General features: G+C 57.5%; 14 protein-coding genes. 10 read left to right on the top strand and 4 right to left on the bottom strand.

Annotation, left to right across the window (positions count from 1 at the left end):
• Positions 1 to 40: 40 nt before the first annotated feature.
• From RY831_RS28500 to RY831_RS28485, 4 genes are all read left to right on the top strand, one after another.
• Positions 41 to 1,213 (top strand): AI-2E family transporter, encoded by a 1,173-nt coding sequence (locus RY831_RS28500; protein ID WP_326509722.1) that lies wholly within the window; start codon positions 41 to 43, stop codon positions 1,211 to 1,213.
• A 225-nt stretch (positions 1,214 to 1,438) separates the two neighbouring features.
• Positions 1,439 to 1,735 (top strand): hypothetical protein, encoded by a 297-nt coding sequence (locus tag RY831_RS28495; protein ID WP_326509721.1) that lies wholly within the window; start codon positions 1,439 to 1,441, stop codon positions 1,733 to 1,735.
• A gap of 132 nt (positions 1,736 to 1,867) precedes the next feature.
• Positions 1,868 to 2,185 carry a chemotaxis protein gene (locus RY831_RS28490; protein WP_326509720.1) on the top strand — a complete coding sequence of 106 codons (318 nt, stop codon included), beginning with the start codon at positions 1,868 to 1,870 and terminating at the stop codon, positions 2,183 to 2,185.
• Positions 2,186 to 2,260: 75 nt separating this feature from the next.
• Complete coding sequence (locus RY831_RS28485) at positions 2,261 to 3,175, top strand: queuosine salvage family protein (protein WP_326509719.1); 915 nt, start codon at positions 2,261 to 2,263, stop codon at positions 3,173 to 3,175.
• Positions 3,176 to 3,241: 66 nt separating this feature from the next.
• On the opposite strand, the gene RY831_RS28480 is transcribed toward RY831_RS28485, so the two are convergent.
• Complete coding sequence (locus RY831_RS28480) at positions 3,242 to 4,027, bottom strand: hypothetical protein (RefSeq protein WP_326509718.1); 786 nt, start codon at positions 4,025 to 4,027, stop codon at positions 3,242 to 3,244.
• A gap of 505 nt (positions 4,028 to 4,532) precedes the next feature.
• Here RY831_RS28480 and RY831_RS28475 point away from each other — a divergent pair.
• From RY831_RS28475 to RY831_RS28465, 3 genes are all read left to right on the top strand, one after another.
• Positions 4,533 to 5,165 (top strand): YkgJ family cysteine cluster protein, encoded by a 633-nt coding sequence (locus tag RY831_RS28475; RefSeq protein ID WP_326509717.1) that lies wholly within the window; start codon positions 4,533 to 4,535, stop codon positions 5,163 to 5,165.
• A 646-nt stretch (positions 5,166 to 5,811) separates the two neighbouring features.
• Positions 5,812 to 8,139, top strand: coding sequence for a bifunctional diguanylate cyclase/phosphodiesterase (locus RY831_RS28470; RefSeq protein WP_326509716.1), 2,328 nt, complete (start codon positions 5,812 to 5,814; stop codon positions 8,137 to 8,139).
• A gap of 8 nt (positions 8,140 to 8,147) precedes the next feature.
• Entirely contained in the window at positions 8,148 to 9,026 is an 879-nt protein-coding gene (locus tag RY831_RS28465; protein ID WP_326509715.1) for a phosphate/phosphite/phosphonate ABC transporter substrate-binding protein, read from the top strand.
• A gap of 133 nt (positions 9,027 to 9,159) precedes the next feature.
• Here RY831_RS28465 and RY831_RS28460 read toward each other — a convergent pair whose 3' ends face one another.
• A complete protein-coding gene (locus tag RY831_RS28460) occupies positions 9,160 to 9,354 on the bottom strand; it encodes a hypothetical protein (protein ID WP_326509714.1) in 195 nt (64 codons plus the stop codon).
• 441 nt (positions 9,355 to 9,795) lie between these two features.
• Between RY831_RS28460 and RY831_RS28455 the strand changes: the two genes are divergently transcribed.
• Positions 9,796 to 12,057 (top strand): PhoX family protein, encoded by a 2,262-nt coding sequence (locus tag RY831_RS28455; protein WP_326509713.1) that lies wholly within the window; start codon positions 9,796 to 9,798, stop codon positions 12,055 to 12,057.
• A gap of 92 nt (positions 12,058 to 12,149) precedes the next feature.
• On the opposite strand, the gene RY831_RS28450 is transcribed toward RY831_RS28455, so the two are convergent.
• The gene (locus tag RY831_RS28450) at positions 12,150 to 12,296 is read right to left on the bottom strand and encodes a transposase (protein ID WP_326509736.1); all 147 of its coding nucleotides are present in this window, start codon (positions 12,294 to 12,296) and stop codon (positions 12,150 to 12,152) included.
• An 87-nt stretch (positions 12,297 to 12,383) separates the two neighbouring features.
• Positions 12,384 to 12,545 carry a DesA/ISL3 alpha bundle tail domain-containing protein gene (locus RY831_RS28445; RefSeq protein ID WP_326509712.1) on the bottom strand — a complete coding sequence of 54 codons (162 nt, stop codon included), beginning with the start codon at positions 12,543 to 12,545 and terminating at the stop codon, positions 12,384 to 12,386.
• Between the two features lie 233 nt (positions 12,546 to 12,778).
• Between RY831_RS28445 and RY831_RS28440 the strand changes: the two genes are divergently transcribed.
• Both RY831_RS28440 and RY831_RS28435 read left to right on the top strand, forming a co-directional pair.
• Entirely contained in the window at positions 12,779 to 13,024 is a 246-nt protein-coding gene (locus RY831_RS28440; RefSeq protein WP_326509711.1) for a hypothetical protein, read from the top strand.
• Between the two features lie 360 nt (positions 13,025 to 13,384).
• The gene (locus RY831_RS28435; RefSeq protein WP_326509710.1) at positions 13,385 to 13,888 is read left to right on the top strand and encodes a phasin family protein; all 504 of its coding nucleotides are present in this window, start codon (positions 13,385 to 13,387) and stop codon (positions 13,886 to 13,888) included.

Genomic DNA, 13,888 nt, shown 5'->3' with positions numbered 1-13,888 from the left:
TGTCCAAACTTGCGGAAGCAGGGCTGCAGCAGCATGAGCCGTGCCAAGCAAGGAGGCGATCATCGCAAAACCCACCGACGAACTCCGGTCATCTGCGCCGACAGCGGAGCTGGCGCAGCCGCAGCCGGATCAGCAGGCAGAACCGCGGGGCCACAGCAGCCGCGAAGACCGGCATTTCATGCACCGCACCGTGCTGTTCGATACCGTCAGCCTGCTGTTCGTAGCCGTCGCCGGCATCGTCTGGTATGCCGCCGACGTCCTGATGCTGGTGTTTGCCTGCATTCTCTTTGCCATCCTGCTGTTCGACATAAGCCGCCGCGTCCGGCAGTGGCTGCATCTTCCGCACTGGATGGCGCTTAGCCTGGTCGTGACGCTGCTGCTGCTGGTATTCGCCGGCGCGGGCTGGCTGATGGCGCCGCAGGTATCGCAGCAGGCCGGCGAACTGGCAAATACGGTCCCGCAGGCGCTCAAGAACCTGCAGGAACGGATGTCGCAGGCACCGCTGATGGCGCAGCTGATGGACGGCCTGCCGCCGCCGGATCAGATGGCCGAGAAGCTGGCATCGCTGCTGCCGCGTGCCGGCCTATTCTTCTCGGGCCTGCTCGGCGTGGTCGGCAACATCGCCATCATTGTCTTTGTCGGTATTTATCTCGCCTATCAGCCGGGCGTGTACATCAACGGAATCGTCACCCTGGTGCCGCAGCGCAAGCGTGCCCGCGTCCGACAGGTATTCGACGAACTCGGCCGCACTCTCGGCCAGTGGCTGGCCGGCAAGGCTATCTCCATGCTGGTCGTCGGCGTCGTTACGACCGCAGGACTGGTGATGCTCGATATCCCGCTCGCGCTGGTACTTGGCATCATCGCCGGGCTGCTCGATTTCATTCCCTATGTCGGCCCCATCATGGCCGGCGTGCCGGCGGTGCTGATTGCATTGACGCAGGACCCGCTGCAAGCCGGCTATGTCGCGCTGCTCTTCCTGGCGATCCAGCTGGCGGAAGGCTATCTGCTGATGCCGCTGATCGAAAAGAGAACCGTGTCGCTGCCGCCGGCATTGACGATTGCCACGCAGGTACTGCTGGGAGCCTTGCTCGGCATGGCGGGCGTTGCGCTGGCTACCCCGCTCGCGGCGGTTGCCGCGGTATTGATCACCATGCTGTATGTGCAGGATGTACTCGGCGATCATGTCAGGACGCCAAGCGAAAAGGGCAAGTAACGCCCGTCCTCCTCCGCGCTGCCTATTGCCGGTCGTGCAATAGGCCACAGGCAGTGTCGCGCCGCCTGCAATAATCCTGCCGCGATAATCATTCGCGGATTGAATCCGCGCGCCAAATCTGCCATTATCGAATTGCCCGTTAGAAATAACCTCCGCGATGCTCGCGTCGTGCCGGCTTCGCACGGGCGAAACACAATGATTTGATCAGCAATGAAAGACAGTTTTATGGCATCCGCAGATACTCAGGCACTCACCATCCCCGTTAAGACCGCGGCCGAACTCGGCCTGACCGGGATAGACTTCCCCAGCGATTTTGTCGCACGCTTCATGGCGATGGACGCCAGCGGCTGCTGGTATGCATTCGATGTGCAGCCTACTTACGAACACGACGAATGGAAAGCAAGCGGCGGCAAATGGTTCGAAATAGGCGACGACGAAAAGGACGGCGTAGTCCGCACGCCGGCGTTCGCCCGCGGCGTGGCTGCACAGGATGCGCTGTTTGAAATCGCCCTGGCGCGGTAAGACCCGCCGGCACGGTTTGCATGCATGACATCGCCGTCCGGCACAAGCGCCGGAACGCGGAATGCGCATCGCGGCCAATAGTCATCGGAGGATGATGTGAATCTGGAAGAAGCCTTGGCAAAAGATGCGGAGATGAAGCCCAAGCTTCTGGCCGCCATCAACGGCAAGTATGAACTGGATGTGAAAGGTGTTGCCAAGCTCGATGCCTGCCTGCTCGGCAATTGGCTGCATGGCGAAGCAGAGCGCCGCTTCCAGTTCCTCAAGCATTACCGACCCTGCGTTGATGCCCACGCCGCCTTTCACGCGGAACTGGAAAAGGTGGTGCGGCAAATCAATCTCGGCGAGTATGAACAGGCGCAGGCTATGCTGGCCAATGGCACCCCATGCACCAAAGCGTTCGTTGCTCTGGTCGGCGAGGTGAGGAAATTGAAGGCTGAAGCGAAGCTGTAGGAATGGCGTCGCGTAGTGCCGGGCAATCCGCCCGTTAATGTTTCATTGATTTTTCATTGACGTTTACGGACCAGGATGACAAACCACCACAGCGCGAAAGAATGCCTCATTGCCCAGGCCCGGCTCGACTACCAGCCCGAACTCGTCGCCATCGATGCAGAAGCGATCGAGCGCCTGCCGGTGCGCGCCGACCGCTTCGGCCGAACGAGCATTGGACTGCCCCAACGCCCCGCCGGCAAGACCGCTGCCGGGGCGGCGGCCTACAGCATCGCGTTCAACAGCCTGAACTTCATGTTCTGGACGCCGACGCCGCAAGGCATGGCACGCTATCAATGGCGCGGCGAAGGCGGCACAAACGGCCTGATGGCGGCGTTTGATCACGCCTGGGGCGAGGAAGCGACCGCCTCGGGTTTGCGCAGGCGGCTTGGCGCAGGAGACCCCGATGCGGTCGTGGAACTCTTCGGCGATATTTCACTGCCCAAGCGCAGGGCCCATTTCCTGCGCGAAGTGCTGGCGGAAGACCGCCTGGAGCAGGCGGCCGCGGAACTGCTGGACGCCGCCGCCGGCGGCTCGCTGGGTGCCGGCCAGGCGCAGCGGCTTGCCCACCTGTTTCCGGTCTCCTTCGGCCAGGATAATTACTTGCTGCGGGCGCAGCTGGCGGTCATGTGGCTTGCAAGCTATCTTGGCGAGCAGGGCCGGGCTGTCGAATGCGATGTCTGCGTCGCAGCCAATTACCAGATGCCGCGTGTCATGCGCTCGATCAGGGTCTTGCGGTATTCGGCGGAACTGGCGGCGAAGATCGATGGCCATGTGCTCCTGCTGCGCGGCAGCGCCGAGGAGCGCGCGGTACGCGCGGCGACGGTGCTTGGCATGCAGATGATGGCGCGGCATCTGGGCGTATCCGAACCGGCCATGGTCAACGTGCTGTGGCAGAATCGCGACGCCTGCGGAGCGATACCGCATCATTTGACAATCACGACGGACTATTGAGTTTGCCGGGCGGGCCGATGCTGCCCGCGCACTTGCCCATGCACTTGCCTGCGCTTGAGCGGCCGGTCAATGCTCCCTGCGCTGTATCCACTGAAATCCTTCGTGCTTGCTGATCGTGGCAATCTCGATCGGGCCGCCAACCACCTTGGGACGCGACACCGAAAATTTGACGAAGCCTATCGTTGTCTCGACCAGGTAACGGGCGAGCTCGATGGCATCCTGCATCGGCATCGCCTCGATGAACAGCAGTTCGTACAGCTCCGGAACGACCTTCTCCCTAAGGCTGGCGGCGTCTTCGCTATTCATGCCATGCTTGACGGCAAATTCATTGAACCTGGTGCCCAGCCCGAAAACCAGCCGGTCGAGCGCTTCATATTCGCCGTCCCAGCGCAGCCCGAATTCCTCCTCGCTTTGGATGCGCGACGGGGGCGGACAGTGCTCACCCATCATGTTGACCTCCCAGATCTCCGCCAGCGGACGACCCGAGGAGTAACCGCATACCCGCACCTTGGTCCACGTAGTGGCGCCGTGCGGAACGGCTTTCTCCTCGAACAGGAATTGCCTGAGCCGCACGGCAATGCGTTCGATATCGTAGTCGGCGGGATCGATCATCCAATCGGAGTATCCTGGCACCGATCCGGTGAAGCGCTGCCCCAGGTCCTTGAGCAGGGTGGCAAGGGATTCATTGCCAATGCCGCCGGCTCCCGTCACCATGGCGGCAACCGGAATGTCCTGCCGCAGATGCACGATCTTGCGGGAACTGTTATAGATCATGCCGCTGGCAAACGAACTTGCGCTGTCCGTGGCCATCACCACGCCGTCATTGATTTTTACCGATACGAGCACCGTCATTACTGATCCTATTCTTTGTTTCGTTCAGGCCGGAGATGTGTTCCAAACAGCCACTGCGGGATCGGACCCGAATCTCAGGTCAGGCACGGACTACCAGGTCCGAAAGGTGCAATTTCATTGCGAAAACGTTTGCCACCATAGCGTAATCTAGTCTTTCCGCAATCAGCCTAGGCTTCATGCCATTTTCCCACGCCATCCGTTCAGGCGCATGAACCGGAAGCCGCCGCGCCGCAGCATGCCGACTTCGCCAACGTCCAAATCGTCCATCGAAGTCGCCAGCACTTGACAGGCAGTTAGCACGCTCGGTACCCACCTGGAAATCGACCGCGTACGTGGCTGATCGTTTCCGACCTCGTTTGCGAAGCACGCGTTGCCGGACGCGCTGCGGGAATGAAATCGAAGACCCGCTCGGCGCCTCGGATAACGACCACACGCCAAGCGCGCTTGCGGCGCATTGTCCGGCGGCTGCGTTCGTGGCATGATCCGGAAAAACGGGAAGGCAATCATGGAAGACATATTCGCGCGGATCGATGCGCGCAAGGCTGCGCTGGAAGAGCGCGTCCCGGCGGTCACGCGCCAGATAGATCAGGCCTTCGCGCCGTCCGAGCCGGCACTGATGGCAAAGCTGCAGCGCGTGCTCGCGGAAAGCGGTTCGCGCAGGAACAAGATCATCCGCATCCAGGCACTGGTGTCCGAGGTGCGCTCGTACGCCGGTGAACATGCCGCGTGCAAGCAGGGATGCTCCGCGTGCTGCAAGCAGCGGGTAATGATGTCGCAGACAGAGGCGGATGCGATAGGGCACGCGATCGGCCGTCCCGCGGTGCAGCTGCGACCTGACTACGTGCCGCCGCGCATACACGACTTTGGCCGCGACACGCCGTGTACCTTCCTAGTGGATGACGCCTGTTCGATCTATGAACACCGGCCTTTCGTGTGCCGCAACTATATCAGCCTGGATGTCGACCCGCTGCTATGCGGCTTCGAGAACTGGGATCTGAACAAGGCTGGGGACAAGCGCTTCACGCCGGTGCCGCACCTCGACCCTGGGCCCTTGCTGACCGCCTACCAGAAAGTGGCGGGACAGGACCGAATAGGGGATATCCGCGCATTTTTCCCTCCGGGGCCGAAGGGCGCCTGACACAAGCTGGTGACGTCTCCTACCACCGGGCGCATCACGCACTCCTTTGCTGCGAACTCCGCGGCGTGCTTAATCCAGCATGATCTTCCGGTCACGGACAGCTTGTGTCGGCGATGACGCCCGCAAGTTGGTCAAGCGACAAGGTGCATGTGGCCAAGACTTGTGACCAGCGAAGAGCCCATCTCATTACCCACGTAGCGCTCCAGGAAGTCTCCGCAGCAGCTAGTATGAATGGCTACACGTGTCGTTGGATGGTTAGACAAAAAGCATCGTGCCAGTACACGCATCTCTCCGTTCGCCGCTGCAGTCGCGAATGAATAAGGAACTGGCGCTCCATGCGTTACTAGAGCGTTTTCGGCTTGACCGGACTAGGCGAGGCCGAGAAGATTTGACCGTAGGACAAGGCGTGGTGACGCGACATGGCGGGGCCATGGCAAGTAGACACAACGCAGTACTGCGGGCAAATGTTCCGGCATCGTCAGTACAGTCAAGCCGAAAACGCTCTAATGGCCGCCTGGTGCCGCCGAGGATGTACGAGGATGAAACCGGTTTGTGCTATCTGTACTACATGTCACAACAATGTCAATTCAAGCTGATACTATCGCGCAATAAAATACTTTCCACGTGATGCCTCACCACGTTCTTTATGTTCGCGTCCGAACTCCTGTCCTCCTTATCGTCACGCTGGTGTAAATTTTTATCGAAGCGAGACCACTTCGTTCATGTTGCGCTCATAATTGGTGCAGCGGCGTTCTTCTCGGTGTGGGCGATGCACGCCACCCGCGTTGAGAATGAGAGGAAGGTGGCTCTGCAGGCAGCAAAAAGCAGCGCGGACAATATCGTTAATATCATCGCTACAAATTTCTCTGCACTGCTTAACCGCTCATCCTTGTACGCCACCATCGGGCTTGATTTTCTTCTGGACGGTGATCGACAAATCCGGCCATACCTTAATCCGCAGCTTGTAGAGGATGGCGCTTATGTGCGGGCCGCCCTGTTCAGGGCAGACGGCTCTCTGGCGTATTCGTCGGCGAAACAGGTTTCGGAACCCGAGCTCGAATCTTTGGTGTTGCATGCGATGAAGATACCAAACATAGACAAGCATGGGATGTTGGTGGGCCAACCGCCTGTATCGGCACGGTATGCATGGCGCTTGCCAATTCTTGTGCCGCTCGATAGTGGCAAGACGCCAGCCGGGTACTATGGAGCGATCATCGATCTTGGCTATTTTCTGACGCAATATCGCGACGTAGAACTGGGAGCAGGCGGCAGTGTTGAGATTATGCACCAGGATGGCCGAGTCCTGGCAGTGCTAAGGGACGGTAGCCTATCCTCCCTATCTGCCCTGCGTTTATCCGGATCAACGCTTCTCCAGAGGGTTGCGCCCTCCGCTGGCGTGACAGACCTTTCGCTCACGTCGGTTCGCACATTAGACAGACATCCAGTTCTTGTCGCCGTGTCTTACGATCCCGAGATCGTTCTGAAAAAGCTCGAAGAACAGCACAAAACCTACGTTGCAACATCCAGTGCTGTTTCCTTCCTGGTATTTCTTATTACAACAGGGGCGGTATTCGGGTTAAAGCGACAGCAACGGCTGTATGAGGCGATGACAGTCTCCCAGCAGGAAAATGTCAAACTGATAGGCCTGCTGGAAAAAGAGAAGCTGCGCGCTATGGAACTTGCGTCGCATGACTATCTCACCGGCATACCTAACCGGCGATTCTTTACCGAACTTGCTACCAATGAATTGAAACGTGCAAGGCGCAGCAGAAATCTATATGCGCTTCTTTTCCTTGATCTCGATCGCTTCAAAAGCATCAACGATGAGCTTGGCCACGCCGTAGGCGACCTTCTGCTTAAGGCGGTCGCGGCACGATTGCGCGACTCATTGCGCGATTACGACCTGGTCGCGCGCCTGGGCGGCGATGAATTCTCAGTACTGCTGTCGGAGATGCGCTCCGAAGAACATGTAAATCAGGTTGCTGCAAAGCTCGCCAACGATCTGTCGCAGCCGTACACCTTGGATGGCAAGCTTGTCGAGACGAGTCCCAGCATCGGTATCGCGCTCTACCCGCGTGACGGTCAAAATTATCAGGAACTGATTACTCATGCCGACCAGGCAATGTACATCGCCAAGAAGAAGGGGCAGGGCCGATTCCATTTTTATGATGCTTCCCTGAACGCCTTGGCGGTGCGTGAATCCGAATTGACGAGCCGCTTCAAGAGCGCAATACAGGACAACGAATTCTGTCTGCATTATCAGGCCAAGTATGAACTGGATGGCCTTCGCCTGGGCGGTCTTGAAGCTTTGATTCGATGGGAGCATCCCGTCCATGGCCTGATTTTCCCTAACGATTTCATTCCGCTTGCCGAGCAAAATGACTACATCATCCCGATTGGCTATTGGGTTATTAATGCGGTCTGTGCTCAGATCGCGAAGTGGAGGGCAAACGGAGTCCCTACAGTGCCTGTTGCGATCAACATATCAGCGCAGCATCTGCGCGATAGCCAGCTCCCGCGTCACCTAATCCACGCGATCGAGAATCATGGCCTCGCTCCATGCATGATTGAAGTTGAGGTTACGGAGAGTAGCCTCATCGACGACACGGAAGCGGCGCAAGCCAACCTGCGGCAGTTGACCAATGCTGGCATACGCGTGTTCCTTGACGATTTTGGTACGGGATTCTCCAATCTGAGCTGGCTAAAACAGCTGCCAATCAGTGCGATCAAGATTGACCGTTCTTTCGTCCGCGATCTTCGCAACGACACCAATGACGCCATTATTGTGGCCTCCATGATTACGCTTGCCCATAACCTGGGGTTGATCGTCGTCGCGGAAGGTGTGGAGAGCAAGGACCAGCTAGTCCATCTGAAGGCAGTTGGCTGTAACCACGCACAAGGATTCTACTTGCATCGACCGGCCGCGCCCGAAAATATTGAATCACTGCTTCAACAGCAGGTCCTCACCGTCTAACGCTCCTCATGATTTTATCGCCTCAAAGACTCCTCCTCTGCTTGACCCCCATCGTTTTGGCGTTCTCATGTATGAATGGTCATGCGACCAACTGCGAGAAACCGACAAAATTGCGTTTTTCCCTGATCCCGCAGGGAAATGTGCAGCGGGATGTCGCTGAATTGCAGCCACTTCTTGAAGAACTGCGAGCCGCACTCCGTATCCCAGTCGAAGTCTATACACCTCACTCGTATGGTGCCGTAATTGAAGGGCTGGTATCTGGTGCAATTCACATTGCTCGGCTCGGCCCCGCATCGTATGTGGAGGCAAATCGTATCGATCCTCAGGTGACTGCCTTTGCCTCATATGCACATAAGGCCAATGCATTCACTCCGGCCGGCGCGTTCTATTTTTCGTTGTTAGTTGTTCGTGCGCACAGCGAGATACGCGATATCGCTTCTTTGCGCGGAAAGCGGCTCGTGTTGGTTGATCCCGAAAGCACATCCGGCGCCTTGATCCCGAAGCACGTATTTGCAAAGACATTCGGCGTGCGATTGGAGACGCACTTTAGCCAAATTGGGTACACGGGAAGCCATGACCAATCCGTTAACAGAGTCCTTGAGGGGCAGGCGGATGCAGCGTTCGTTGGCAGCACCAATCTGGCGGCTGCTGTTGAGGATTCAGGGAGAAGTCGGGAAGTACGGGTGATCTGGCGCTCGGATCCTATTCCACGCGACCCGTTCGTATATCGTGGTCAGCTCTGTGACTTATATAAGCAGAAAATCACGAATGTATTTTTGGGTCATGAAAGTGTGCGGAAAGCCAGATTGCTTTCCAACCTCGACGCGACACGGTTTGTTCCCGTAACTAACGAGAGTTACCAGACCTTAAGAGAAATTAATAATTAAGGAGAAATTCTAGCTCGGCAAAGTTTCTGCAAACATTCGTCGCCTCGCATGACAAAATTTTCCCTAAAAGCTTGTTCACATTCGTCAAGATCTGCACTACTGCTTACTAATCTGGCTCGGGAACAGGAGGAGATCAGCCAGTAGTCTCAGTCGTAATTGGCTTTATCTTCTTAAGCTCCGAAATAGCAGGCGCGTGGTTCAACGAATAAAGCTGAGCTTGAGCAGTGAACCAGGCTTCGAACTCATCAAAGCTGCTAAAGTAGGCCACGTTAGGAAAAAAGTGTCGGAATTCGGATTCGGTTTCGGATTCGGTTTCGATTTCGGCCACGGGAGCTTTCCTTGAGAATTTACTTCCCGGAAAACTCTACGAGGCAATCATTTCAGCAATGTGACTTTCTGCCAGCTTCAGAAAAGTAAGCGTTCTGTGAATGTATTTTAATTCACGCTTTACCATCAAGGTCGTTTTCATTCATAGCTAGCCTTACGTTAAACAACCAAAACTACGGCGCTCTATTAGAACCACTTCATAAATCCAATCTTGAGGATTTTCGGGCAGATGGAGGTACGAAACGGCGAGCCGGCATTTTTTTACGGATGAACAACGGTCCATCCCTGCACTGACGCCGCGGTCGTTTTGACCCGATTTCAGGGAAAGCCGGGCTCCCAGCGCCTAGCATGTCATCGTCATGAAATAACTCTGTCATACCTACGTCATTCTGCGTCCCTATCATTCGCGGGTCTTTTCCAACTGACAATAGGACATAGCCCAATGAACAAGCCGACTGACCTTCCCCGCATTGCGATTGACCACGACGACATCAGCTCGAACGATTCCTCCAATGAACATTTCAGCACGGTCCTCAACGCCCGTCTGAGCCGACGCTCACTGCTGCGCGGCGGCGTGGCCTCGGCTGCGGGCGCGCTGCTGGGCACGATTGGCTTGAGCGCGTGCGGCGGTTCAGGTGACGGCGGCGTGGTCGCCGCGCCTACCACTCCGACCGTGCCGGGTGCTCCGACCGAAAAGCTGCTTGGCTTTAATCCAGTAGCCAAGAGCCTCGCTGACGCCGTAGTGGTACCAGCAGGCTACACCGCTAGCGTACTGTACGCATTGGGCGATCCGCTGACAGGTTCAACGCCAGCTTTTAAAAACGACGGTACTGACAGCGATTTCGAGAACCGCGCCGGTGACCATCATGACGGCATGGAGTATTTCGGTCTCACCGCCGACGGAAAGCCCACTTTCTCCGGCAACGACCGCGGACTGCTGGCGATCAACCACGAGGCGACCACCGATGAGAAGCTTTCGTCGTTCTTCCTGCATCCCAACGGCGGCACGATGACGCTACCCCGTCCGGCAGCCGAGATCGACAAGGAAGTCGCCATCCACGGTCTAGCCGTGGTCGAAGTGCGCAGAAACGGCGCGAAATGGGAATACATTAAGGATTCAGCGTTCAATCGCCGCGTCACCCCGCTGACCGAGATGGACATCAGCGGCCCGGCACGCGGCAACGCACTGATGGTTACCAAGTACTCTCCCAACGGCACCAAAACACGTGGCACGCTGAACAACTGCGGCACTGGCAAGACTCCGTGGAACACCTTCCTGTCCGGCGAGGAAAACTGGTCGGGATATTTCTCACGCGGCAGCGCCGATGACGCTGCGCGCGGCAACGACAAGAGCGTCGCCTCGCTCAGGCGCTACGGCCGCAGCCAGGGCGCCACGACTCGCCACGGCTGGGAAACCGGCGGCTCCGACGACAAGTATGCGCGTTGGGACATCAGCAAGACCGGCGCCTCGGCCGATGGCAGCGATGATTACCGCAACGAGATGAACGGCATGGGCTACATCGTCGAGATGGACGCCTACGACAAGACGCGTTTGGCTAAAAAGCGCACCGCGCTGGGCCGCTTCGCGCATGAGAGCGCGGCGTTCGGCAAGGTCGTGGCCGGTCAGCCGCTCGCCGTGTACATGGGCGATGACTCCCGCAATGAGTACATCTTCAAGTTTGTATCCACTGCGGTATGGTCGGCCGCCGACGCGACCGCGTCCGATCGTCTCGCCGTTGGCGACAAGTACCTTGACAACGGCAAGCTGTATGTCGCCAAGTTCAACGCGGACGGTACCGGCCAGTGGATCGAGCTGTCGGTCACGAACCCCGCCATCGCAGGCTACGCCAGCTACAAGTTCGCTGATCAGGCCGACGTCTTCGTCAACGCCCGCCTTGCGGCAGACGCCGTCGGCGCAACCAAGATGGATCGCCCCGAGTGGTGCTCGACCAACCCGGCGAACGGCGAGATCTATTTCGCGCTGACCAACAACAGCAACCGTGTTGCAGAGCCGTCTGGATCGAGCCAATCCGCTCCTGACGCGGCCAATCCGCGCGCCTATACCGACATGAAGGGCAGTTCGACGCAGCGCGGCAACGTCAATGGCCATATCCTGCGCGTGCGTGAAGGTGCCGCTGGCAGCACTGCCACATCGTTCAACTGGGACGTCTATCTGTTCGGTGCGGAAGCGAAGGCCGCGGCCGCAACGGTGAATCTGTCCGGCCTGACCGAGGATCAGGACTTCTCCAGCCCGGACGGCATCGCATTCAGCGCGGCGACTGGCATCTGCTGGTTCCAGACCGACGACGGCGCGTACACCGATGTGACCAATTGCATGATGGTCGCCGGCATTCCGGGACAGGTCGGTGATGGCAAGAAAGTCACTCTCACCTACCCGCGCTCGAACGGCTCCAATCTGACCGTGGACACTTATGTCGGCAAGGCCGCGACACCCGATACGCTCAAGCGCTTCCTGGTTGGGCCTGTCGGTTCGGAGATCACTGGTCTGGCGGAGACACCCGATGGCAAAGCGATGTTTGTCAACATTCAGCATCCTGGCGAGAACACCGCTGCTGCCAATGTCGCCGATCCGTCAAAGTACACCAGCCAGTGGCCTTCGAACGCTGGTTACGGCGCAGGCAAGCGTCCGCGTTCTGCCACGATCGTGATCACAAAGAATGACGGCGGTCGCATCGGCACCTGATGTCGCAGCTGTAATGAAGTCCACGTTGTAAAAATGTAGTTAGTTCATGGTTTATTGGCCGGGTCTCCAGACCCGGCCTTTTTTCAAGTTCTTCACGGATTTCCGGGGAAGGCGGCCTTGATCTTGAGGAAGAAGTCGCTGCTGTCGCGGTATCCGTAAGCCATGTGTTTCATGACCTTGAGACGGTTATCGATGCCTTCGAGGTGGCCGGTATGCATGGGCCAGCGCATGCGAGCCAGGATGTCGCGTCACTAAGGCGCCAGGCGATCGGCGAATCAACGTAACGGCTCGATGCCGCTCTCCCGTGCCTGGGCCAGCCAGGTGCGTCAGGCATGGCGCCACGACTTGCCGCCGCCGGGTTCCCACAAGTCCTTGAAGGCCGCCTTCATCACATACACCGTCATCAGTGCCTGATTGACGTTCAGTAACTGTTGCAAGCGGGTCTTGCCACCGGCTTGCAAATTCTCCTGATTGCGAAATTCATCCATCACCAAATGACTATGGGCAAGCCGTGAAAGCACCGGAATTAGGCCGGTGGACAAGCATCATCATTGGTCAATGCACGTCCACTCGGTGCGGACCTGCTGCGGAAGCCTGATAGTGCCCCGGCATCGCGCCGCAGCTCATTGCTCGCCTCGGCGCAGATTTTTTTGTCTTGAACCATACATATCCATAGGAATCCCACTCATCTAATCTTGAATTGCTCTTTCAGGAGGGTGTGATGGACGAGTACCAGATTATGTCTTTACTGATGCGGATCGAGACGCGGGACGCTGATCCCCAGGCGGTCGCAGCGATGTATGCGGAGACACTTTCGGATGCTTCCGAAAGGCTTACCGACGACCAGATGCGCCGGTTTCTGATTTGCGGCGCTTATCTATGCCACGGCGCAAACCGGAATGCGGGTGGACCGGCTTCCATGGACGGTGCTGATCCTGTAGGGCGCAGCAAAATTCAATTGAATTGATTCGGTCGCTCCGGCAACCAAAGCAATGGTCGGAAGCAATGGCCGAAAAAACGGGAACCCCTTCTTCCCTACCTAAAGGCCCATGAACAAGGCTCCCGCAGCAGGAGTAGAGGTCATCGCGCGCGTACGCGAGTCTGCAACGGAAGCGCTCACGCCACCGTTCCATACTTCCTGGTTGACATCATTCATCCACCAATCGCCACTAACGGGTCCACATATCGTCACTGCCGGAATTGATAGCTTTATACAATGACGCAATGCACAAATAGATTGAACGCAGTCCTCCCGCAGTGACTCCTACCCCGGTAATAACAATTCTGCAATCTCCCGATTCAGAATAACGAAGGCAAAGGAATTACTATGTTTGGCATGATTCAGAAATCTCCCTCTCCCGCAGCAAGAATGCAAATCGATGCGCAGTTTTCCTTCATGAGCGATCTGTCCAGGCGCGTCTTTGACAGCATGCAAAAAATAAACGAGCTCAATGTTCAGGTCGCCGCGACGCTCATGGAAGAGTCCCTGTCCAATACACGGCAGCTGATGAGTGCTGCAAATCCGACGGAGGCGCTTTCGATCATAGCGGGCCAGTCCCAGCCTGCTGCGGAAAAGATCCGTGCCTATCAACAGCATGTGCAGAATATTTTTGCCGAAACCCAGGCTGGCATGGCCAAGACCCTGGAATCTCACGTTCCTGAATCGGCGCGTACCGCGGAAGCCATGGTGAGGGAAGTCGAACAGCGCGCCAACGAAGAAACATCAAAAGCCGCACAACGTCAAAAGGAAGCGCTCGACAGGCTGGCTACAGCAACAAAGCCGCCGGCTGAGCGAGCCAGCCCGGGCACCATCGTTAAAACGGCGCACTAA

It is taken from the genome of Noviherbaspirillum album (assembly GCF_035916955.1).
In the GTDB taxonomy this organism is placed as follows: domain Bacteria; phylum Pseudomonadota; class Gammaproteobacteria; order Burkholderiales; family Burkholderiaceae_D; genus Noviherbaspirillum; species Noviherbaspirillum album.
Note: the sequence above shows the minus strand (reverse complement) of the source record. Positions and strands in the feature narration are given on the sequence as shown.

Coding starts and splice junctions, on each gene's coding strand:
- RY831_RS28475 (WP_326509717.1), top strand. CDS start 4,533: ATGGAAGACATATTCGCGCGGATCGATGCGCGCAAGGCTGCGCTGGAA.
- RY831_RS28445 (WP_326509712.1), bottom strand. CDS start 12,545: ATGGATGAATTTCGCAATCAGGAGAATTTGCAAGCCGGTGGCAAGACC.
- RY831_RS28455 (WP_326509713.1), top strand. CDS start 9,796: ATGAACAAGCCGACTGACCTTCCCCGCATTGCGATTGACCACGACGAC.
- RY831_RS28435 (WP_326509710.1), top strand. CDS start 13,385: ATGTTTGGCATGATTCAGAAATCTCCCTCTCCCGCAGCAAGAATGCAA.
- RY831_RS28465 (WP_326509715.1), top strand. CDS start 8,148: ATGATTTTATCGCCTCAAAGACTCCTCCTCTGCTTGACCCCCATCGTT.
- RY831_RS28495 (WP_326509721.1), top strand. CDS start 1,439: ATGGCATCCGCAGATACTCAGGCACTCACCATCCCCGTTAAGACCGCG.
- RY831_RS28485 (WP_326509719.1), top strand. CDS start 2,261: ATGACAAACCACCACAGCGCGAAAGAATGCCTCATTGCCCAGGCCCGG.
- RY831_RS28440 (WP_326509711.1), top strand. CDS start 12,779: ATGGACGAGTACCAGATTATGTCTTTACTGATGCGGATCGAGACGCGG.
- RY831_RS28470 (WP_326509716.1), top strand. CDS start 5,812: ATGTTCGCGTCCGAACTCCTGTCCTCCTTATCGTCACGCTGGTGTAAA.
- RY831_RS28480 (WP_326509718.1), bottom strand. CDS start 4,027: ATGACGGTGCTCGTATCGGTAAAAATCAATGACGGCGTGGTGATGGCC.
- RY831_RS28490 (WP_326509720.1), top strand. CDS start 1,868: ATGAAGCCCAAGCTTCTGGCCGCCATCAACGGCAAGTATGAACTGGAT.